Raw genomic sequence first — 20,403 nt, forward strand, 5'->3', positions numbered from 1 at the left:
CCACCGGTTACCGTTCCACGAAGCCCGAGAACTCGCTCTGGGCGGCACCCCAGTCTTCCACAACCAGATCCACCCGGCCGGGAGTTGTTCCCGACCGCAGCAGTCCCACCAGTTTCTCGCAATTGCCCCGCGAGCCCTCGGCGATGACGTGGACGCGGCCGTCGGGTGTGTTCCGCGCGTAACCGGTCAGGCCCAGTTCGAGCGCGCGGGCGCGGGTCCACCAGCGGAAACCCACACCCTGGACCAGGCCGTGCACCCATGCGCTGAGCCGGACGTCATCGCTCACGACCGCGCCTCGCCGACTCGCTCACGCATCCACCTGGAACGACAGGTTCACCTGCGATCCGGCCTTCAACGTGCGGCCGACCGTGCACACCTTGTCGATGGCCCGCTGCACGGTCACCAGCAGACGTTCGCGCCGGGCCTCGTCCAGTTCGGACAGATCGAGCTCGAGGATCTCGTTCAGCTCCGGATACACCTCGCTCTCGCGGTCGGCGTCGCCGCTGACGCGGATGGTGGCGTCGTAGTTCTCACCGAGCCGGTTCGACAGCGGGAAGTCCGAACTCATCCCCGTGCACGCGGCCAGCGCGATCTTGAGCAGCTCACCGGGGGTGAACACACCCTGCACGCCATCCGAGCCGATCAACACCTCGGCCCCGCGCGAACTGCGTCCGGTGTACCGCCGCGTCCCGGTGCGCTCGACCCACAGCGAGGTCGGCGTCTTCCCATCCGCGCCGGAGGTTGCCGCGGTGGTGCTGGTCGAGGTCTGTTCAGCCATTCCACAATCTTGCCATCAGTACGATTCGCCGAGCATCGGAGTTCGGGGTGAGCCCGGCCACCGACACGATTCCCCCGAACAGCAACATTTCCCGCTGATCCGCAAGGTGCGCACTCAACCGGCCCCGCACGGAGCGAGCCTTACAGCGCCGAAACCCGCCGGAGCGAAGCGGAGGCAATCAAACACAGAAGCGGTAGCCCATGCCTGCTTCGGTGAGTAGGTGTTTGGGGTGCGAGGGGTCCTCTTCGAGTTTGCGGCGGAGTTGGGCGAGATATACCCGCAGATAATGGGTTTCGGTGGCGTAGGACGGGCCCCAGACTTCGCGGAGCAGTTCGCGGCGGCCGACGAGTTTGCCCTGATTGCGCACGAGCATTTCGAGCACACCCCATTCGGTCGGGGTCAGGTGGACGTCGTCGCCGTGTTTGACGACCTTCTTCGCGGACAGGTCCACGGTGAACGAGGACGTCTCCACGATCGGGTCGATGCCGTCGGTGGCGGTCGCGCCGCGCCGGACCGCGGCGCGCAGACGCGCCAGCAGCTCGTCCATGCCGAAGGGTTTGGTGACGTAGTCGTCGGCTCCGGCGTCCAGCGCCTCGACCTTGTCCGCGGAGTCGGTGCGCGCGGACAGCACGATCACCGGCGAGGTGCTCCAGCCGCGCAGACCGGCCAGCACATCGATACCGTCCATATCGGGCAGCCCGAGATCGAGCACCACCACATCGGGATGCTTCTCCGCCGCCGCGCGCAGGGCCGCCGCGCCCGTGGCGGCGGTGATCACCTCGTAGCCGCGCACCGACAGGTTGATCCGCAGCGCGCGCAGGATCTGCGGTTCATCGTCCACCACAAGGACTTTCGTGCTCGCCGGTGTCGTCACCCGAGTTCCTCCTGTTCTTCCTGTCGAACGGCCGGTAGGTCGATGATCACGGTCAGACCCCCGCCCGGTGTCGGCTCGGCGTGCACGCTGCCGCCCATCGCCTCGACGAATCCGCGCACCACCGACAGGCCGAGGCCGACGCCGGTGGAGTTGTCCCGGTCGCCGAGCCGCTGGAACGGCTCGAACAGCTGGTCCTCCAGCCCGGTCGGCACCCCGGGACCGTAATCGACGACCGTGAGCGAGACCCGATCCCCGGTGTACTCGGCGGTGACCCGGATGGGCGTATCGGGCGGGGAATAGCGCAGGGCGTTATCGATGAGATTGGCCAGCACGCGGTCCAGCAGACCGCTGTCGGCGAGCACCTCGACGTCGCCGACCTCCACCTTCACTCGGTCGTGCACCGCGCGGCGCAACCCGCGCGTGCCTATGCCGACGCCGACCACCGCGCGGTTCACGACCTCCTCCAGATAGACCGGCTCGAGCCGGGGCGTGACCACCCCGACGGCCAGTCGCGAGGAGTCGAGCAGATTACCGACCAGCCCGGTGAGCTGATCGACCGATTCCTCGACCGTCGCCAGCAGTTCGGCGGTGTCCTCGGGGGAGAACTCCACGTCATCGCTGCGCAGGCTGGACACCGCGGCCTTGGCCGCCGCGAGCGGCGTGCGCAGATCGTGACTGACCGCCGAGAGCAGTGCGCGGCGCAGCCGGTCGGCCTCCATCACCCCGGCCGCGGCCTGGGCCTCATCGGCGAGTCGGCGCTGCCGGACCAGCCCGGCCGCCTGGTTGGCGACCGCGCCGAGGACGACGCGATCGGCGGGCGTGAGCGAGCGACCGTTGAGCAACAGCCAGTGCAGGTCGTCCCCGGCTTCGATGGCGGTATCGGCGTCACTCACCCGGCGCGCGGGATCCACACCGACACAGGCGATCACGTCGTCCTCGGTGACCAGGGCGACCGCGCGCTGAGCGTAGGTCTCGCGGGCGTGCTCGAGCAGATCGGGCAGATCCGCGCCGTGCAGCACCGCACCCGCGAACAGGGTGAGCAGTTCGGCCTGACGCGAGGCCGTGCGCGCCTCGCTGGCCCGGCGTTTGGAGATGTCGACCAGCGCGGCCACCGCGACGGCGACCATCGCCATCACCACGATGGTGAGGAAGTTGTTCAGCTCGGCGATGGTCAGGCTGTAGCGGGGGGAGACGAAGAACCAGTTCAGCAGCAGCCCGCCCAGGACCGCGGACAGCGAGGCCGGCGCGACGCCGCCCAGCAGGGCCACCGCGATCACGCCGATGAAGAACAGCGCGCTCTCCCCGGCCAGATCCAGGCGCGAGTCCAGGAAGTAGTAGCAGATCGTGGTGATCAGCGCGGGCACCATCAGCGCCGCGAGCCAGGAGGACAGTTTGCGTTCCGGCGGCATCAGCGACGACCAGCGAAAGCCTCGATTGGACTCCTCGTGGGTGACCATGTGCACATCGATCTTGCCCGACAGTTGCACCACGGTCGAGCCGATGCCCTCGTCCAGCATCCGCGCCCAGCGTGAGCGCCGGGAGGTGCCCAGCACCAGCTGGGTGGCGTTGACCCCGCGGGCGAAGTCCAGCAGTGCGCTGGGCACGTCCTCGCCGGTCACGGTGTGCAGGCTCGCGTCCAGGCCGGTCGCCAGCTCGCGCAACCGGTTCAGCCGCTGGGTGGACACACCGGCCAGGCCGTCGCCGCGCACCACGTGCACGACGATCAGATCGGCGCTGGACTTGGCGGCGATGCGGCTGGCCCGGCGCACGATGGTCTCCGACTCGGGCCCGCCGGTCACCGCGACGATGACGCGTTCGCGCGTCTCCCAGGTGTCGGTGATCCGATGGTCCTCGCGATATTTCGCCAGTGCCGCGTCGACTTGATCGGCCAGCCACAGCAGCGCCAATTCCCTTAGGGCGGTGAGGTTTCCGGGCCGGAAGTAGTTGCGCAGCGCCGCGTCGACCTTATCCGCGGCGTAGACGTTCCCGTGGGAGAGCCTGCGCCGCAACGCTTCCGGGGTGATGTCGACCAGCTCGACCTGATCCGCGCCGCGAACCACCCAGTCCGGCACGGTTTCTCGCTGCACGACGCCGGTGATCTGCTCGACCACGTCGTTGAGACTCTCCAGATGCTGCACGTTGACCGTGGAGATCACATCGATTCCGGCGGCGAGCAGTTCGTGCACGTCCTGCCAGCGTTTGTCGTTCTTCGAGCCGGGCACGTTGGTGTGCGCGAGCTCGTCGACCAGCACCACCGCGGGCGCGCGGCGCAGCACCGCCTCGACGTCGAGTTCGGCCAGCGTCGCGCCGCGGTAGGACATCATCCTGGCCGGAATGCGCTCGATGCCCTCGAGCAGCACAGCGGTCTTGGCGCGATTGTGCGTCTCGACCACCGCGGCCACCACATCGCGGCCGCGGTCCAGCCGCCGGTGCGCCTCGCCGAGCATGGCGAAGGTCTTGCCCACGCCCGGGGCGGCACCGAGGTAGATGCGCAGTTGACCGCGTTTCACGCGTCCATCATCTCGCGTGGGAACCGTCTTGGCTGGTGGGGCGCGGTCGCGGCGTGGTCCGGCATGAAACGTCTCCTGGGGTGTAAAGGGACGGCCGGGAGAATCTGCGGCCGGGCCCTACCTGTCTACCGCCGCCACACCGGCCGACCGGGACATTGACGCTTTCTTGACGGGGATGACCTGGACCTTTACGCCCTTCGAGCACCGCTTCGAAACGGTGCCGTAAGTGACCCGTCAAGGCCACCTCGCCGGGCGCTAAGAACGCGTCAAGAGCCTCGTAAACAGCCCATTCGGACGCTTGACTCACAACGGCGCGGTCATCTGCGCCCTTGGTCCAAGAAAGGTTCGACCCATGTCTGTCGTGGTGTTCACGGTTCTGACCGTGGCGATCTTCGCCCTGCTCGGGCTCATTCAACGGGGAGTCGAACGGCTGTGACGCAGAACATCATCGGTCTCGTCCTGGCCGTCGGCATCGCGATCTACCTGGTCGCGGCTCTGCTGTACCCGGAAAGGTTCTAGGTGAACACGACTACTGCGGGGATCGTCTTCGTGGCGGCCCTCGTCATCGCGCTCGCCGTGGTCCACGTACCACTGGGCGACTACATGTACCGGGTCTTCTCCCGGGAGAAACACTCTCGCGCCGAGCGCGTCATCTACCGGCTGATCGGCGTGCAGCCCGGGGTCGAGCAGACGTGGGGGGTCTACGCCCGCAGTGTGCTGGCCTTCTCGGCGATCAGCGTGCTGTTCCTGTTCTTCCTACAGGTGTTGCAGGGCATACTGCCGCTGCACCCGCACGATCCAGGCACGAAGCTGACCGGGGATCTGGCCTGGAACACCGCCATCAGCTTCGTGACGAACACCAACTGGCAGAGCTATGCCGGTGAGTCCACGATGGGCCACGTCGTGCAGATGTGCGGCCTGGCGGTGCAGAACTTCGTCTCCGCCGCCGTCGGCATCGCCGTGGCGGTCGCGCTGGTACGGGGTTTCGCCCGGCATCGCACCGGCGATCTGGGCAACTTCTGGGTTGATCTCGTGAGGGGGACCATCCGGATTCTGCTGCCCATCGCATTCGTCTTCGCGATCGTGCTGGTCTCCGGCGGCGTGATCGAGAACTTCCACCTGTTCTCGCAGACCGCGAGCACGGTCGCCAACACCGGCGGCCAGACGCTGCCCGGCGGCCCGGTCGCCAGCCAGGAGGTCATCAAGCTGCTGGGTACCAACGGCGGCGGATTCTTCAACGTGAATTCCGCGCATCCGTTCGAAAACCCCACGGGCTGGACGAATTTCGTCGAGATCTTCCTGCTGCTGGTGATCAGCTTCTCGCTGCCGCGCACCTTCGGGCGGATGGTCGGCAGTAAGAAGCAGGGATTCGCGATCGTCTCGGTGATGGGCACGCTGGCGCTGTTCAGCGTGATCGTCACCAACTTCTTCCAGCTGCATCACCACGGCACCGTGCCGACCGCGGTCGGGGCGGCCATGGAGGGTGTCGAAACCCGTTTCGGCGTGTCGAATTCGGCGACGTTCGCCAGTGCCACCACGTTGACATCGACCGGCGCGGTGGACTCCGCGCACGATTCGATGACCAGCGCCGGCGGCATGATGGCGATGTTCAACATGCAGTTGGGCGAGGTCGCGCCCGGCGGCACCGGCTCGGGTCTGTACGGCATGTTGATCCTGGCGGTGATCACCGTGTTCGTCGCCGGTCTGATGGTCGGCCGCACACCGGAATACCTCGGCAAGAAGATCAATCCGCGGGAGATCAAGTTCGCCGCGGCCTATTTCCTGACCACGCCGCTGATCGTGCTCACCGGCACCGCCGCGGCGATGGCCCTGCCGGGGGAACGCGCCTCGATGGCCAATTCCGGCCCGCACGGCCTGTCGGAAGTGTTGTACGCCTTCACATCCGCCGCGAACAACAACGGCTCGGCCTTCGCAGGCCTGAGCGCGAACACCCAGTGGTGGAACACCGCGCTGGGCCTGGCCATGGTGTTCGGTCGTTTCGTGCCGATCATCTTCGCCCTCGCTTTGGCCGGATCGCTTGCCGCACAAGGTCGTACGCCCGCCTCGGAGGGCACGCTGCCCACCCATCGGCCGCTGTTCGTCGGCATGGTCGCCGGTGTGACGATCATCCTGGTCGGCCTCACCTTCTTGCCCGCGCTGGCGCTCGGGCCGCTCGCCGAAGGAATTCACTGATATGACCACTCCAACCATCGAGAGTTCCGCGCCCGCACCGGAGCAGTCCGCGCCGGCGCCCAAGGGACGGGTCGCGGCGGGGCTGTTCGACCCCGCGATGCTGGTGAAATCGCTGCCGGACGCGTTGCGCAAACTCGATCCGCGCACGCTGTGGAAGAACCCGGTCATGCTGATCGTCGAGATCGGCGCGGTGTGGTCCACGGTGCTGGCCCTGGTGCATCCGACGTTCTTCGCCTGGGCGATCGTCGTATGGCTCTGGCTCACAGTGCTTTTCGCGAACCTGGCCGAGGCCGTCGCCGAAGGGCGCGGTAAGGCGCAGGCCGATACGTTGCGAAGGGCCAAGACCGACACCGTCGCCCGGCGATTGGTGAACTGGTCCCCGGGCGCTCGCGCGGTCGAGGAGAGCGTCCCGGCTCCGGACCTGCAACGCGGCGATCATGTCGTGGTCGAGGCGGGCCAGGTCATTCCGGGGGACGGCGATGTCGTGGAAGGCATTGCGTCCGTGGACGAATCGGCGATCACGGGGGAGTCCGCGCCGGTGATCCGCGAATCCGGCGGTGACCGTTCCGCGGTCACCGGCGGGACGACGGTGCTGTCGGACCGGATCGTCGTCGAGATCACCCAGGAGCCCGGCGGCTCGTTCATCGACAAGATGATCGCGCTGGTGGAGGGTGCGAGCCGGCAGAAGACGCCGAACGAGATCGCGTTGAACATCCTGCTGGCCGCGCTGACGATCATCTTCGTATTCGCCGTCGCGACGTTGCAGCCGCTGGCCATCTTCGCCAAGGCCAACAACCCCGGCGTCGCGGACAATCAGGCGCTGGACGTCAACGGCGTCACCGGAATCGTGATGGTCTCGCTGCTGGTGTGCCTGATCCCGACGACGATCGGCGCACTGCTGTCGGCCATCGGCATCGCCGGGATGGACCGCCTCGTGCAGCGCAACGTGCTGGCCATGTCGGGACGCGCGGTCGAGGCGGCGGGCGATGTGAACACGCTGCTGCTGGACAAGACCGGAACCATCACCCTGGGCAATCGCCAGGCGTCGGATTTCGTGCCGATGCCGGGGCTTTCCGCGGACGAATTGGCCGATGCCGCACAGCTTTCCAGCCTCGCGGACGAGACGCCCGAGGGCCGCTCGATCGTGGTGTACGCCAAGGAGGCGTTCGGCAAACGCGAACGCACCGCCGGGGAGTTGACCGGTGCGAAGTGGGTGGAGTTCACCGCGCAGACCCGCATGTCGGGCGTGGACCTGTCCGACGGGCATCAGTTGCGCAAGGGCGCGGCCAGCGCGGTCACCGAATGGGTGCGTTCGCAGGGCGGGCGGATTCCGGAGGAACTGGGACAGACCGTCGACGGCATCTCCGCCTCCGGCGGCACGCCGCTGGTCGTCGGCGAGGTGCAGGACGGTACGGCGAGGCTGCTCGGCGTCATCCACCTCAAGGACGTCGTGAAGCAGGGCATGCGCGAGCGCTTCGACGAGATGCGCCGGATGGGCATCCGCACGGTCATGATCACCGGCGACAATCCCTTGACCGCCAAGGCGATCGCCGACGAGGCCGGTGTGGACGACTTCCTCGCCGAGGCCACGCCCGAGGACAAGCTGGCGCTGATCCGCCGGGAGCAGGAGGGCGGCCGGATGGTCGCCATGACCGGTGACGGCACCAACGACGCCCCCGCGCTGGCCCAGGCCGACGTCGGCGTCGCCATGAACACCGGCACCTCGGCGGCCAAGGAAGCCGGGAACATGGTCGATCTGGATTCGGATCCGACCAAGCTGATCGAGATCGTCGAGATCGGCAAGCAGTTGCTGATCACCCGCGGCGCGCTCACCACGTTCTCGATCGCCAACGACATCGCCAAGTACTTCGCGATCATCCCGGCGATGTTCGTCTCGCTGTTCCCGGGCCTGGACGTGTTGAACATCATGCGGCTGCACAGTCCGCAGTCCGCGATCCTGTCCGCGGTCATCTTCAACGCGCTCGTCATCGTCGCGCTGATCCCGCTGGCGCTGCGCGGCGTCAACTACCGGCCGTCGAGCGCGTCCAAGCTACTGAGCCGCAACCTCTACATCTACGGCCTCGGCGGCATCATCGCCCCGTTCATCGGCATCAAGGTGATCGACCTGATCATCCAATTCTTCCCGGGGATGTCCTGATGCGTGCTTTCTCGACAAGACAGTCGACCTGGATCCGGCAGCATCTCGCCGCGCTGCGCGCGCTGCTGGTCATGACGGTGATTCTCGGAATCGCCTATCCGCTACTGGTTTTCGTGGTCGCTCAGCTGCCCGGCCTGCACGACAAGGCCGAGGGCTCGCTGATCGAGCGGAACGGAAAGGTGGTGGGCAGCAGCCTGATCGGTCAGGCGTTCACCGACGGCAAGGGCAACGTGAAGGTGCAGTACTTCCAGACCCGTCCGACCAACGCCGCGCCCGCGGCCGATTCGACCACCGGGGTCAGCGCCATCCCGGATGGCTACGACCCGGCCAGTTCCACCTTCGGCAACCTGGGCCCGGAGAGCATCGTGGACACCCTCGATCCGAAGGATCCCAAGAACGACAAGCGGGCACTGCTGTCCACGGTGTGCTCGCGCAGCATGGCCGTGGGCGCGCTGGAGGGGGTGGACGGCAGCCGTCCGTTCTGCACCTCCGGTGGTGTCGGCGCGGTGCTGGCGGTCATGGGTCCGCGTGATGCACACGGCAACGTGGTCGATCCGACCCAGGTGGTCAGCGTGAACGAGGATTCGCGCACCACGAAGACGCCGTTCCTGGCGTTCTACAAGGGCGTCGCGGTGGAGCTGGCCAAGGCCGGGCAGGACTACTCGGCCGGGCAGATCGTGCCGATCCGGGGCAACGCCTCGGCCGACACCCCCGTGCCCACCGACGCGGTCACCGCCTCGGGCTCGGGCCTGGATCCGAACATCTCCCCGGCCTACGCGAACATCCAGGTCGCTCGCGTGGCCAGGGCGCGCGGCATCTCGCAGGACCAGGTGCGTGCCCTGGTCGTCGCGCACACTCAGGGCCGTGATCTCGGCTTCCTGGGCGAGCCCCGGGTGAACGTCCTGCAACTCAACCTGGACCTGGACGGCAAATACCCGTTCCGGGGCTGAATCCCGCTGGGACGAGCAAGGCCGCCTTCATCGAATGATGAAGGCGGCCTTCTTGTTTCCCGGCCGACTACTTGCTCAGGGCGCTTCCTTGCAGCCACTGATCCCACGGCAGGGTCCAGTCGCCGTTGTCCCAGACCTGGAGCGCGGGGCCGCCGGTGTTGTGCACCTCGACCACATCGCCCAGATTGGAGAAGTTGTAGAACCACTGGGCATTGGACTCGTTGAGGTTCAGACAGCCGTGCGAGGTGTTCCGCACACCCTGTGCCGAGACGGTCGAATCCAGTTCGTGCAGGTAGATCCCGTCGGCGCTGATCTGGGTGGCCCAGTTGATCGCCTCCTTGTAGCCGAGCCGGGAGTTGACCGGCAGGCCGAAGGTGGAGGAGTCCATGATCACCGGATTGCCCCGGCCCATCACCGTGTAGGTGCCCGGCATGGTCCAGAAGTAGATCGTCTTACCGTCGACGACCTGCGTGCCGCCCATACCCATCGAGGTCGGCATCGTGCGGATCAACTTGCCGTTCTCGAAGACCTGCACCTGATGGGTGTTGTCGTCGGCGATCGACACGTGCGAGGGGCCGATCGTGAACGAGGCCTTGGAATTCTCCTGCCCGTACAGCCCGCCGCCCAGCTGCGAGCCGAAGATGTTGGCCTCCACGGTCACCTTCGTGCCCGGCGCCCAGTACTTCTCCGGCCGCCAGTGCGCGTTGCGGTCGTCGAGCCAGTACCACGAGCCCTGCACCGGGGGATTGGTCGTCACCTTGAGCTTCTTCTCCGCGGCGGCCTTGTCCGGGATCGACTCGTCGAAATGGGCGACCACGACCGTTCCGACGCCGTACGTTCCGCCGTCGATCTCCTTCCCGCCGGTCGTGGTCAGATACGCCTTGGTCTGATTGCTCGGGGTGAGCGTGGTGAACGAGGTCTTGGCCTCGGGAATCGGACCGGTCACCGTGACGCCCTGGGCGGCGACCGAATAGGTGTGGTTGTAGCCGAGCGGGGCGGTGGGTTTCCAGGCCGTCTTGTCCGGCGTGTAGATCCCGTCGATCTGCTTGCCGTTCTCGTTGGTCATCGTGACCGAGGTCAGCTGCCCCTGTGAGGTGCTGACCTCGATCTTGCCGAGCGGGTCGACATCGTTACCGCCACCCGGGGTGACCGAGATCTTGGCCGCGGGCGCCTTGGCCGCCGGACCCGTTCCGGAGGAATTCGGCGAAGACGAGCAGGCGGCCAGCAGGGCCGCCACGAGCGCCAGGCACAGCGCGAGCGCGCCCTTGCCCACACCGAATCGGATGAGTTTGCTACGAGCCCCGCCCTGGTACCGCACGCCTCTGAGGCTGTCGCTCCATACTGGGCGACCTGACATGGTGTCTCCTGCGCTTGCCCGTGCGCGCGCCGGGCCTCTTCGCCCCCGCCTGCGCACCATCGCCGAACTGTTCGCGGACCAGCTTACGGGGCGCGCGAGAGCAGCGGCACATCGCCGTGATTGCCGAATGTTTCCAGATGCGGTTGTGGGGTACCCGGTTATCTTTGAGCGCATGCTCGCTGGCCCGGGATCGAGGTGTCGGTCGGTTCGGTCCTCCCACGTCGCGACTGTGACCGGCTGTGGCATTAATCACGTCGCGGTCGTTCGACGGCAAACGTCAATGTAACAGGCCTATAACGGTTCCGCAGCCCGGGTCGGCTCCGACCGGGCGGTTGATGGTCTTGGTCGGATTGCCCTACGTTTACTTCAGCGTGGTCGGGGTATTCACAACTCCGTTGCCCGAAGAGGATCGCCGAGCCGGAGGGCGCCCTCGCCCGCCGCGTGCTAGCAGGGATTGGAATATGACTGCGAACCTGATGATCGTGGAGGACGACGACCGGGTCCGCGACGCGCTGCGACTGGCCATGGAGGACGAGGGCTACGACGTAGCCGAGGCCGAAGAGGCCGAGGACGCCCTCGAACATCTGCGTGACAACGGTGCGCCCGATGTGATGATCGTGGACCTGATGCTCGGCAATATGGACGGATTCACCTGTATCCGGGAGATCCGCCGAGATCACGACGTGCCGATCATAGTGGTCAGCGCTCGCGACGACACTCACGACGTAGTGGCGGCCCTGGAGGCGGGCGCCGACGATTTCGTGACCAAGCCCTTCGAGATCAAGGAGATCACCGCCCGGATGCGGGCGCTGCGACGTCGGGCCAACCAGATGGTCGAGCCGCAGACTCCCCAGGAGTTGATTCTCGATGCCGATCCCGACGTGCCGCTGGTGCTCTCGCCGGAAGGCGGCACCGTGCGCCGCGGTGAGGAGGAGTTGCATCTCACCCTCACCGAGTTCCGGTTGCTGTGCGAGCTGGCGGAGACCCCGGGACGGGTCCTGTCGCGCAGTGTCCTGCTCGAAAGAGTCTGGGACCGCGGCTTTTTCGGAGACGAGCGGATCGTGGACGTGCATGTGCGCCGGTTGCGCACCAAGATCGAGCGCGATCCGTCCGATCCGGTCATCGTGGTGACCGTGCGCGGGCTCGGCTACCGACTCGATGTGCAGCGCTGATCTGAACAGACCTGCTGCCGAACTGCCGCCGCGTCGCCGGCGGGTGCTGCCGCGTCGCCAGAGCCTGCGTGGCCGCGCGGTCATCGCCTTCGCGCTGACCGCCGGACTGGTCTCCTCGGTGCTGGCCGTCACGGTCTCGCTGCTGGACCGCGGCGTCTGGATGGCGTTGATCGCCTGCGCGGTGCTGGGCACCGCGATCGGCGCGATCGTCGGGTTGTGGCTGAGCCGGCGACTGCTCGAACCGTTGCAGCGGGTCACCCGGACCGCGGCCAAGATCGCCTCGGGTGAGTTGGGCACCCGGCTGCCCGATACCGACGATCCCGACTTGGCGCCGACCGTGGACACCTTCAACGCCATGGTGGATTCGCTGCAACTTCGCATCGATCGGGAACATCGGCTGGTCGGCGACGTCAGCCACGAGTTGCGCACCCCGCTGACCACCCTGACCACCAGCGTCGAGGTGATGGCCCGGCACGAGGACGAATTGTCCGAGCGCTCACGCCGGGCACTGGGGCTGGTCCGCGCCGAACTCGATCATCTGCGCAGATTGCTGGACGATCTGCTGGCGCTGGCTCGCGTCGAGGCGCGCATACACCGTGCCGACGCCGAACCGTTGTCGGTGCGCGATCTGCTGACCCATACCCTCGAGGAGCTGCACTATAAACGTGAATTGTTGGCCGTTTCGGCCGATGCCACGGTCACCGGTCGCAAACTCGAACTCGAACGCGCTCTGGTGAATCTTCTCGAGAATGCCGAACGGCACGGCGGCGGTGTCGTTTCGGTCACCGCGGGCCCGGTGGGGCATGACGTTGTCATTACGGTCGACGACGCCGGGCCCGGTGTCGCACCGGAGGATCGAGAGCGCATATTCGATCGTTTCGTCACGGTTCGCCGAAGTCGCCGCTCCGGAACCGGAACGGGCATCGGTTTGGCGCTGGTTGCGGAAACCATTGCTGCGCATGGCGGAAATGTCGTTTGCGGTGATCGGCCGGGTGGCGGGGCGCGATTCGTCGTCACTATGCCGTTAAGTGACGAAACTCACTGAAAACAAACCTGTAACACGACCGTAAAGTAATCGACCGGGTCTCCTCAACGTTCGGTGGGAAGCCTATAGAGGTGATGCAGACACGAACGCGGAGCACCACTTTGAGTTCCTCGCATTCCGATGAAGGCAGCCGCCGAGCGCAGGCCGATTCCCCGGTGGTCATTCGTTCCCCACGAATCGGCGACGGCGCCGCGATGTGGCAGATCGCCGTGGATTCCCAAGTGCTGGATGCCAATTCGAGCTATGCGTATCTCCTGTGGTGCCGGGACTTCCAATCCACGACGGTCGTCGCCGAAATCGACGGCGAGATCGCGGGTTTCGTCACCGGATATCTGCGTCCTGAAGCACCGGAGGTGGTTTTTGTCTGGCAGGTGGCCGTCGACCACGCCTTCCGCGGTCGCGGAATCGGCGTTTCGATGCTCGATCACCTGGTAAATGATGCAGCAGAACAAGGTATTTCAACCCTGGAGACAACGGTCTCCCCGGACAACGAAGCATCAGTGGCGATGTTCGCCTCACTGGCGCGCCGTCACGGTGCGCAGATGAGCCGCGAGTCGTTGTTCGCACCCGAAGACTTTCCGGACGGGCACGAACCCGAAGACCTGTACCGGATCTCGCCGCTGGGACGCAGTGGCGATCACATCACGGAGGATCACCGATGACCACCGCCGAACTTACAATTTTCGAGACGATGGAATCGAACGTTCGCGGATATTGCCGGGCGTGGCCGACATTGTTCGACACCGCCCAAGGCGCGTGGCTGCGTGACGGGAGCGGCCGGGATTATCTGGACTTCTTCGCGGGCGCGGGCGCGCTGAACTACGGGCACAACAACCCAGTCCTCAAACAAGCGCTGCTGGATTACATCGCGCGCGACGGAATTACGCACGGGCTGGATATGTCCACCGTTGCCAAACGAGAACTTCTCGAGGCTATGGAGCAGATTCTGCTCAGCCCGCGCGGGCTGGAGTACAAGGTGCAGTTCCCCGGCCCGACCGGTGCGAACGCTGTGGAATCGGCGCTTAAACTGGCGCGCAAGATCACCGGCCGCACCACAATTCTCAACTTCACCAACGCATTTCACGGCATGACTCTCGGCGCGCTGTCGGTGACCGGTAATGCCGCCAAGCGAGCGGGCGCGGGAGTGCCTCTGGTGCACGTGAATCCGATGCCGTACGACGGTTACGTCGAGGGCGAGGACTTCGCCTGGATGGAGCGCGTCCTGGACGACAACTCCTCCGGTGTGGAAAAGCCCGCCGCGGTGATCGTGGAGACCGTGCAGGGCGAGGGCGGCGTGAATGTCGCGCGGCACGAATGGCTGCGCGCGCTGGCCGGACTGTGCGCCGCGCGGGGCATCCTGCTCATCGTCGACGACGTGCAGATGGGCTGCGGTCGCACCGGCCCGTTCTTCTCCTTCGAGACCGCCGGCATCACCCCCGACATCGTGACGCTGTCCAAGTCGATCAGCGGTTACGGCATGCCGATGGCGCTGGTGCTGATGCGCCCCGAACTCGACCAGTGGGCGCCCGGCGAGCACAACGGCACGTTCCGCGGCAACAACCCGGCATTCGTCACCGCGAAGGTCTCGCTCGAGCACTTCTGGACCGACCGAAAGCTCGAGGAGTCCACCGTCAGCAAGGGCGAGAAGATCCGGAAGTCGTTCGGCGCCTTGGCCGATGCGCACGCGGGAATCTCCACTCGCGGCCGCGGTCTGGTGCAAGGTTTGGTTTTCGATGACGCCTCGCAGGCGAGTAAAGTCTGCCGCATCTCCTTCGAGAAGGGGCTGATCGTGGAAACCTCAGGCGCCGAGGATCAGGTGGTCAAGCTGCTGCCGCCGCTGACCATCACCGATGAAGAGCTCGACCACGGCCTGAAGATCCTCACCGACGCCGTGCACACCATCCGGGAAGGCCGCTGAAGATGATCGTTCGTACCACTGCCGAGATCACCGGTACCGACCGCGATGTCGCCCAGGAGCGGTGGCGCAGCAAGCGCATCGTGCTGGGTGGTGACCGGGTCGGATTCTCGTTCCACGAGACCACGATCGAGGCGGGCACCGTGCACGAGTTCCACTATCAGAACCATGTGGAGGCGGTCTGGCTCGTCGAGGGTGAGGGCACGCTCTACGACCTCACCAACGAGAAGACCTACGACTTGGCCCCCGGCACCATGTATCTGCTCAACGGGCACGAACGTCATCGCGTCGAGACTCGTACGCAGATGCGGATGCTATGTGTATTCAACCCGCCGGTCACGGGCCAGGAGGTGCACGACGAGAACGGCGTCTATCCATTGGTCGCCGTTCCGGATCTGTAAGGAGGAAACTGCCGGATGACGTTGGCCGACAATAGGATCGATCGCTACCCGACACGAACCCCGTCGCCGGAGGCGATGATGGACCGGATCGACCCCACGGTGTGGGGCGGGCCGGAGTCGGGTGCGGCCGAATCTTTGGCGAACTTCGAATCGGACGGGTACGCGATCTTCGAGGAATTGCTCACGACCGCGGAGGTCGCGGATTTCTCTGGCGAGGTCGACCGGCTCGCGAGTGATCCGGAGCTGCGACTGGATGAACGGGTGATCATCGAGAAGAAGTCGAACCGCGTGCGGTCGATCTTCGAGGTGCACCGGATCAGCCCCAAGGTGGCCGATCTGGTGCGCGATCCCCGCGTCATCGGGCTGGCACGGCACGTGCTGGGTTCGGATGTGTACATCCACCAGAGCCGGGTCAACTACATGCCGGGTTTCGAGGGCACCGGATTCTACTGGCATTCGGACTTCGAAACCTGGCATGCCGAGGACGGCATGCCCGCGCCGCGGGCGGTGAGCCTGTCCATCGCGCTGACCGACAACTACCCGTTCAACGGCAGCCTGATGCTGATGCCCGGCTCGCACCGCACCTTCGTGCCGTGCCAGGGCGCCACTCCGGCCGACCACTACCGGGAATCGTTGCAGGAGCAGCAGATCGGCGTGCCGTCGCACGACAACATCAGTGAACTGGCGGAGAAGCACGGCATCGCGCAGTTCACCGGTGCGCGCGGCTCGGCGCTGCTGTTCGATTCGAACATCATGCACGCCTCGGCCAACAACATCACCCCGTTCCCGCGCTCGAACATCTTCCTGGTGTTCAACAGCGTCGAGAACACGCTCGTGGCACCGTATTCCGCGCCGGTGCCGCGGCCGACGTACATCGCGGCGCAGGAGTTCGATCCCGTTCGCTGATCTCGTCGTCGAATGCCCCGCCGCCCTGGACATCTCGGGTGAGCGGGGCGTTCGGCTGTTCGGGGACGGTGTCTTCCGGTTCAGAACAACGTCATCGGGGCGGTTTCCGGCGGCCGGGGCAGCGGTTCGAGCTCGGGCACGAGCGTGCGCGTCTGCTCGTGGAAGCGCCGGGCCAGCATCAGTGACGCGGCGTTGTCGGGGGTGTGCACGAAAACCGTGGGGGAGCGGCCTTCTCGCAACCAGCCGGCCGCCACCTCGGCCCACGGCTGCCAGCCCGCGATGGTCGCCTCGGCGTCGTCGCGGCCGTGATAACGCACGATCGGGAATTCGGTGAGCGCCTGATCGCGGCGGGGCAGGCGCGGCTTCTTGCCCCACGCTTCGCGCTCACCCGCGCTGCTCGGACGTGCGGCGAAAAGCGTTGTGGTGTCGAAGGGTATCCACTCCGCGCCGACGCGGTTCAGGACGTACTCGAGTCGCCGCGCGGCCCGCTCATCGGTGAAGAAGTCGGGATGACGGACCTCCACCGCGCTGCGGCATTCGCGGGGGAGCTGTCGCAGGAATCCGGCCAGCACACCGAGATCGGCGGGCCCGAACGAGGCGGGCAGCTGCGCCCACAGCGCGTGCACGCGCGGGCCGAGCGGTTCGATCGCGGTGAGGAAGGCGGTCAGGTCGGATTCCGCGCCGCTCATCCGGTGATCGTGGGTGATGATCTTCGGCAGTTTCACCACGAACCGGAACTCCGGCGAGGTCTGGCGCGCCCAGGATTCCACCGTTTTGCGCGCTGGAATCGCGTAGAAGGTGGTGTTGGTCTCCACGGCGGTGCACCAACCGGCGTAGCCGCGCAGACGCTCCCGCGGATCGGGCTGTTGCTCCTGCCAGGCGGTATGCGTCCACTGCGCACAACCTACGGACAATCGCATCCCGTGACGTTATCGCGTGTGGTGTCATCGGTCCGAATCCGCTGTCGCGGTGGAAACCGGCGGGCCGCCACACACGGTGCGGCGGCCCGCCGAGGTCGACTGTCTGTCCGCATCGAGCCGACTCGTTCGACAGTTCATCGGTGGGCGGTCACCGCTCCCACTGTTGAGCTGGGTCGGCGGTGTCTCAGCGAATCATGCGGGACGGGTCAGCGCGGCGTAGCGCGCGACGTGCTGATCGGCGGTACCCCATTCGTACTGAATCGCGGTGAGCCGCTTGAAGAAATGGCCGATGGCGAGTTCCTCGGTCATGCCCATCGCGCCGTGCAGTTGCACCGCGGACTGTCCGAGGAAGCGGGCCGCGCGGGCGATCGTGGCCTTGGCCGCCGCGGCGGCGCGGGCGCGTTCGTCATTCGGCGCACCGAGCTTCAACGTCACCAGATATGTTGCGGCGATGGCCTGTTCGAGTTCGAGGTGCATATCGACCATGCGGTGCTGGAGCACCTGGAAACTCGCGATCGGCACACCGAACTGACGACGCTGCTTGGCGTATTCGACCGTGTCGTCCAGCACCCGGCGCATCGCGCCGATCGCCTCGGCGCAGACCGCCGCGATCGCTTCGTCGGCCGCGGTGGCCAGCGAATCATCCGCTGCCCCTTCCGATCCCAGCAGCGCGTCGGCCGGGACACGCACGCCCTCGAGGGTGATGTCCGCCGCGCGGCGCTCGTCGATGGTGCGATAGGAATGCAGGGTGAGTCCGGCCGCGCCGGCCTCCACCAGGAACAGCGACACGCCGCTCGAATCGGGTGTGCGCGCGGTGACCAGCAGGTGGGTGGCCAGCGGTGCGCTGGTCACCACGGTCTTCGCGCCGTCGAGAACCCAGTCCTCGCCGTCGCGGCGAGCGGTGGTCGAGACCTTCGCGAGGTTGTAGCCCGAATCGGCCTCCAGCGCGGCCAGGGCGGTGATCACCTCGCCGGAAACGATGCCGCGCAACATTTCCTGCGCGCGTGCCCCACCGGCACGCCGCAGCAGACCCGCGCCGACCACGACGGTGTCGACGAAAGGCTCCACGACCAGTGCCCCGCCGAACGCCTCGGCGATGATGAGCGTTTCGACCGGCCCGCCGTCGAACCCGCCGACCTCCTCGGGCAGTGCCGCGCCGAGTATGCCGACCTCGGTGGCGAAGGCACGCCAGATCTCCGGCTGCCAGCCGATCCCGACGCGCGCCGCGGACCGGCTCTTGTCCAGGTCGTATCGCGCCGCCAGGAATTCGGTGACGGTATCGCGCAGCAGTTGCTGCTCCGCGGTGTATTCGAAGTCCATGATCAGATCCCGTCCGTCACAGGCCCAGGCCGGCCTTGGCGATGATGTTGCGCTGAATTTCGTTGCTGCCGGCGTAGATCGATCCGGCGCGGTCGTTGAAGTAGCGCAGGGGTGCGACCGCCTGCCACTCCTGGCCGCTGAGATAGCCGTCGGCGGGCGGCACGAAATCGGCCACCGGACCGCCGGGCATCGTGGCGTGCGGCTGATAGGCGCGTCCGCGCGGACCGGCTGCCTCGAGGGTCAGTTCGGTGAGCTGCTGGCTCAGTTCGGTGCCGAGCACCTTCAGGGTCGAGGCGGCCGGGCCCGGATCCTTGCCGCGCGAAATCGCCGACATGGTGCGGTATTCCAGGATCTCCAGCACGTCCGCGCGAATGCGGACATCGGCCAGCTTCGCCGCGAACGCCGGATCGTCCAGTAGTGCGTCGCCGTTCGGGCCGGGCTGGGAAACCGCCTGGGCGGCAAGGGATTCGGCCATGACCTGTAGGGCTGGGGCCAACGCGCCGCCGCGTTCGAAGTTGAGCAGATATTTGGCGACGGTCCAGCCGTCGTCGATGCGGCCCAGAACGTTGGCCTTGGGCACCCGCACCGAGTCGAAGAACACCTGGTTCTGCACCTGCTCGCCGGAGGTCATCACCAGCGGGCGCACCTGGATGCCGGGGGTGTTCATATCGATCAGCAGGAAGGTGATGCCCTGCTGTTTGCGTTCCAGTTTCGAGGTGCGGACCAGGGCGAAGATCCAGTTCGCCTCGGTGGCGTGGGTGGTCCAGATCTTGCTGCCGGTGACGATCAGATCGTCGCCGTCGGAGAGCGCGGCCATCGACAGCGACGCCAGATCCGATCCCGACTCGGGCTCGGAGTAGCCCTGACAGAAGAACACCTCGCCGGTCAGGATGCCGGGCAGGAAGAAATTCTTCTGCTCCTCGGTGCCGAAGGCGACGATGGCGTGCGCGACCATCCGGATGCCCATCGGCGAGAGCATCGGAGCGCCCGCGAGGATCGACTCGCGCTCGAAGATGTAGTGCTGGGTCATGCTCCACGGGCATCCGCCGTGCTCCACCGGCCAGGCTGGTGCGGCCCAGCCGCGCGCGTGCAGGATCTGCTGCCATCGCATGCTGGCCTCGTGGTCGGGGTACACGCTCGTCACGAGGCGCCCGGCGCGGCGGATTTCGGGGGTCAGATGCTCGTCGAGGAAGTCTCGTACCTCGTCGCGAAACGCCAGATCGGCGGGTGAGAAGTCCAGATCCACGAAGAACTCCTTGTTCGATAAGTGGAGCTCTACCTTCTCATTTGTTGCCCACTGAATGCAAATGGTCGTTAACTTAATGATATCGGTTGACATTCCACTGTGGAGGTAGGATGCTGATATTTAACATTCCACTTTGGAATATTGATCTCGCCGAGAGGGACAGCTGATGGACATCACGTCCGGAACCCGCGCCGATGACGCCGAGCGGCAGCAGGTCGCCGACCTACTGGCCCGGCACCTGGGTGCGGGACGCATCGATCTGACCGAATACGACCAGCGGGTGGCGCGGGTGTGGGCTTGCGCGACTCGCGAGGACCTGCAACTCGTGCTGTCCGATCTGCCGAATCTGGCGGCCGAGCGACCCGCGGTATCCGTGCGCCGGGGTGCGCGGATACCCATCTGGCAGCGCATCGAAGGCGCGGCATGGCTGGGCGTGAGCGTGCTGAGCCTGGTGATCTGGGGCCTGATCTGCCTCGGCATGGGCCGGCTCACCTATCCGTGGCCGATGTGGGTGATCGGGCCGTGGGGTGTCGCGCTGGCGTTCCGGGCCCTGACTGGATGGGAGTCGCGCGGCTGTCACAAGCGCGGTCTCGCGCGGTGAGGCGGGGTCGGTGAGCAGCACGGTAGCTGGCGTACGCACGGCTATCGCACGGTAGCA

At 66.3% G+C, this 20,403-nt stretch carries 19 protein-coding genes; 11 read left to right on the plus strand and 8 right to left on the minus strand.

What is annotated here, in order from left to right:
• Positions 1 to 7: 7 nt before the first annotated feature.
• The 4 genes from NM2_RS16610 to NM2_RS16625 form a co-directional block, all read right to left on the minus strand.
• Entirely contained in the window at positions 8 to 286 is a 279-nt protein-coding gene (locus NM2_RS16610) for an acylphosphatase (RefSeq protein WP_067669526.1), read from the minus strand.
• Between the two features lie 21 nt (positions 287 to 307).
• Complete coding sequence (locus NM2_RS16615; protein ID WP_067669527.1) at positions 308 to 778, minus strand: OsmC family protein; 471 nt, start codon at positions 776 to 778, stop codon at positions 308 to 310.
• Positions 779 to 956: 178 nt separating this feature from the next.
• Complete coding sequence (locus tag NM2_RS16620) at positions 957 to 1,652, minus strand: response regulator (RefSeq protein WP_067669530.1); 696 nt, start codon at positions 1,650 to 1,652, stop codon at positions 957 to 959.
• Positions 1,649 to 4,162, minus strand: coding sequence for an ATP-binding protein (locus NM2_RS16625; RefSeq protein ID WP_067669532.1), 2,514 nt, complete (start codon positions 4,160 to 4,162; stop codon positions 1,649 to 1,651). The genes NM2_RS16620 and NM2_RS16625 overlap by 4 nt, the downstream gene beginning before the upstream one ends.
• Before the next feature lie 432 nt (positions 4,163 to 4,594).
• Here NM2_RS16625 and kdpF point away from each other — a divergent pair, with 432 nt between their 5' ends.
• The 4 genes from kdpF to NM2_RS16645 are packed head-to-tail and all read left to right on the plus strand — an operon-like array spanning position 4,595 to position 9,463.
• Positions 4,595 to 4,681: a K(+)-transporting ATPase subunit F gene (gene kdpF, locus NM2_RS51670; RefSeq protein WP_120737472.1), complete on the plus strand. Its 87-nt coding sequence runs from the start codon at positions 4,595 to 4,597 to the stop codon at positions 4,679 to 4,681.
• Positions 4,682 to 6,355, plus strand: coding sequence for a potassium-transporting ATPase subunit KdpA (kdpA, locus tag NM2_RS16635; protein WP_067669536.1), 1,674 nt, complete (start codon positions 4,682 to 4,684; stop codon positions 6,353 to 6,355).
• A 1-nt stretch (position 6,356) separates the two neighbouring features.
• Positions 6,357 to 8,513, plus strand: coding sequence for a potassium-transporting ATPase subunit KdpB (gene kdpB / locus NM2_RS16640; protein ID WP_067669538.1), 2,157 nt, complete (start codon positions 6,357 to 6,359; stop codon positions 8,511 to 8,513).
• The gene (locus tag NM2_RS16645) at positions 8,513 to 9,463 is read left to right on the plus strand and encodes a potassium-transporting ATPase subunit C (protein WP_067669540.1); all 951 of its coding nucleotides are present in this window, start codon (positions 8,513 to 8,515) and stop codon (positions 9,461 to 9,463) included. The genes kdpB and NM2_RS16645 overlap by 1 nt, the downstream gene beginning before the upstream one ends.
• Positions 9,464 to 9,530: 67 nt before the next feature.
• Here the strand turns inward: NM2_RS16645 and NM2_RS16650 are convergent, their stop codons facing one another.
• The gene (locus NM2_RS16650) at positions 9,531 to 10,715 is read right to left on the minus strand and encodes a L,D-transpeptidase (RefSeq protein WP_245718072.1); all 1,185 of its coding nucleotides are present in this window, start codon (positions 10,713 to 10,715) and stop codon (positions 9,531 to 9,533) included.
• Between the two features lie 566 nt (positions 10,716 to 11,281).
• On the opposite strand from NM2_RS16650, the gene NM2_RS16655 reads away from it, so the two are divergent.
• From NM2_RS16655 to thpD, 6 genes are all read left to right on the plus strand, one after another.
• Positions 11,282 to 11,992: a response regulator transcription factor gene (locus NM2_RS16655; protein WP_067669541.1), complete on the plus strand. Its 711-nt coding sequence runs from the start codon at positions 11,282 to 11,284 to the stop codon at positions 11,990 to 11,992.
• On the plus strand, positions 11,979 to 13,037 hold the full coding sequence (locus NM2_RS16660) for a HAMP domain-containing sensor histidine kinase (protein ID WP_067669543.1): 1,059 nt from the start codon (positions 11,979 to 11,981) through the stop codon (positions 13,035 to 13,037). Before NM2_RS16655 ends, NM2_RS16660 begins: the two co-directional genes overlap by 14 nt.
• Positions 13,038 to 13,231: 194 nt before the next feature.
• The gene (gene ectA / locus NM2_RS16665; RefSeq protein WP_245718066.1) at positions 13,232 to 13,699 is read left to right on the plus strand and encodes a diaminobutyrate acetyltransferase; all 468 of its coding nucleotides are present in this window, start codon (positions 13,232 to 13,234) and stop codon (positions 13,697 to 13,699) included.
• Complete coding sequence (ectB, locus tag NM2_RS16670; RefSeq protein WP_067669545.1) at positions 13,696 to 14,955, plus strand: diaminobutyrate--2-oxoglutarate transaminase; 1,260 nt, start codon at positions 13,696 to 13,698, stop codon at positions 14,953 to 14,955. The genes ectA and ectB overlap by 4 nt, the downstream gene beginning before the upstream one ends.
• A 2-nt stretch (positions 14,956 to 14,957) precedes the next feature.
• Positions 14,958 to 15,353 (plus strand): ectoine synthase, encoded by a 396-nt coding sequence (locus tag NM2_RS16675; protein WP_067669547.1) that lies wholly within the window; start codon positions 14,958 to 14,960, stop codon positions 15,351 to 15,353.
• A gap of 15 nt (positions 15,354 to 15,368) precedes the next feature.
• Positions 15,369 to 16,259: an ectoine hydroxylase gene (thpD, locus tag NM2_RS16680; protein ID WP_067669549.1), complete on the plus strand. Its 891-nt coding sequence runs from the start codon at positions 15,369 to 15,371 to the stop codon at positions 16,257 to 16,259.
• Between the two features lie 80 nt (positions 16,260 to 16,339).
• On the opposite strand, the gene NM2_RS16685 is transcribed toward thpD, so the two are convergent.
• The 3 genes from NM2_RS16685 to NM2_RS16695 form a co-directional block, all read right to left on the minus strand.
• Positions 16,340 to 17,179, minus strand: a complete 840-nt coding sequence (locus tag NM2_RS16685) for a DUF72 domain-containing protein (RefSeq protein ID WP_067669551.1) — start codon at positions 17,177 to 17,179, stop codon at positions 16,340 to 16,342.
• 192 nt (positions 17,180 to 17,371) lie between these two features.
• Complete coding sequence (locus tag NM2_RS16690) at positions 17,372 to 18,499, minus strand: acyl-CoA dehydrogenase family protein (RefSeq protein ID WP_067669553.1); 1,128 nt, start codon at positions 18,497 to 18,499, stop codon at positions 17,372 to 17,374.
• Between the two features lie 16 nt (positions 18,500 to 18,515).
• On the minus strand, positions 18,516 to 19,745 hold the full coding sequence (locus tag NM2_RS16695; protein ID WP_067669554.1) for an acyl-CoA dehydrogenase family protein: 1,230 nt from the start codon (positions 19,743 to 19,745) through the stop codon (positions 18,516 to 18,518).
• A 166-nt stretch (positions 19,746 to 19,911) separates the two neighbouring features.
• Between NM2_RS16695 and NM2_RS16700 the strand changes: the two genes are divergently transcribed.
• Entirely contained in the window at positions 19,912 to 20,346 is a 435-nt protein-coding gene (locus NM2_RS16700; RefSeq protein ID WP_067669556.1) for a DUF1707 SHOCT-like domain-containing protein, read from the plus strand.
• The last annotated feature ends 57 nt before the right edge of the window (positions 20,347 to 20,403 follow it).

It is taken from the genome of Nocardia miyunensis NBRC 108239 (assembly GCF_001613065.1).
In the GTDB taxonomy this organism is placed as follows: Bacteria; Actinomycetota; Actinomycetes; order Mycobacteriales; family Mycobacteriaceae; genus Nocardia; species Nocardia miyunensis.

Bases quoted from the DNA above. Each gene is read 5' to 3' on its own strand.
- ectA (WP_245718066.1), top strand. From the start codon at position 13,232: ATGTGGCAGATCGCCGTGGATTCCCAAGTGCTGGATGCCAATTCGAGC.
- NM2_RS16685 (WP_067669551.1), bottom strand. From the start codon at position 17,179: ATGCGATTGTCCGTAGGTTGTGCGCAGTGGACGCATACCGCCTGGCAG.
- NM2_RS16690 (WP_067669553.1), bottom strand. From the start codon at position 18,499: ATGGACTTCGAATACACCGCGGAGCAGCAACTGCTGCGCGATACCGTC.
- NM2_RS16660 (WP_067669543.1), top strand. From the start codon at position 11,979: ATGTGCAGCGCTGATCTGAACAGACCTGCTGCCGAACTGCCGCCGCGT.
- NM2_RS16615 (WP_067669527.1), bottom strand. From the start codon at position 778: ATGGCTGAACAGACCTCGACCAGCACCACCGCGGCAACCTCCGGCGCG.
- ectB (WP_067669545.1), top strand. From the start codon at position 13,696: ATGACCACCGCCGAACTTACAATTTTCGAGACGATGGAATCGAACGTT.
- NM2_RS16700 (WP_067669556.1), top strand. From the start codon at position 19,912: ATGGACATCACGTCCGGAACCCGCGCCGATGACGCCGAGCGGCAGCAG.
- NM2_RS16645 (WP_067669540.1), top strand. From the start codon at position 8,513: ATGCGTGCTTTCTCGACAAGACAGTCGACCTGGATCCGGCAGCATCTC.
- thpD (WP_067669549.1), top strand. From the start codon at position 15,369: ATGACGTTGGCCGACAATAGGATCGATCGCTACCCGACACGAACCCCG.
- NM2_RS16675 (WP_067669547.1), top strand. From the start codon at position 14,958: ATGATCGTTCGTACCACTGCCGAGATCACCGGTACCGACCGCGATGTC.
- NM2_RS16655 (WP_067669541.1), top strand. From the start codon at position 11,282: ATGACTGCGAACCTGATGATCGTGGAGGACGACGACCGGGTCCGCGAC.
- kdpB (WP_067669538.1), top strand. From the start codon at position 6,357: ATGACCACTCCAACCATCGAGAGTTCCGCGCCCGCACCGGAGCAGTCC.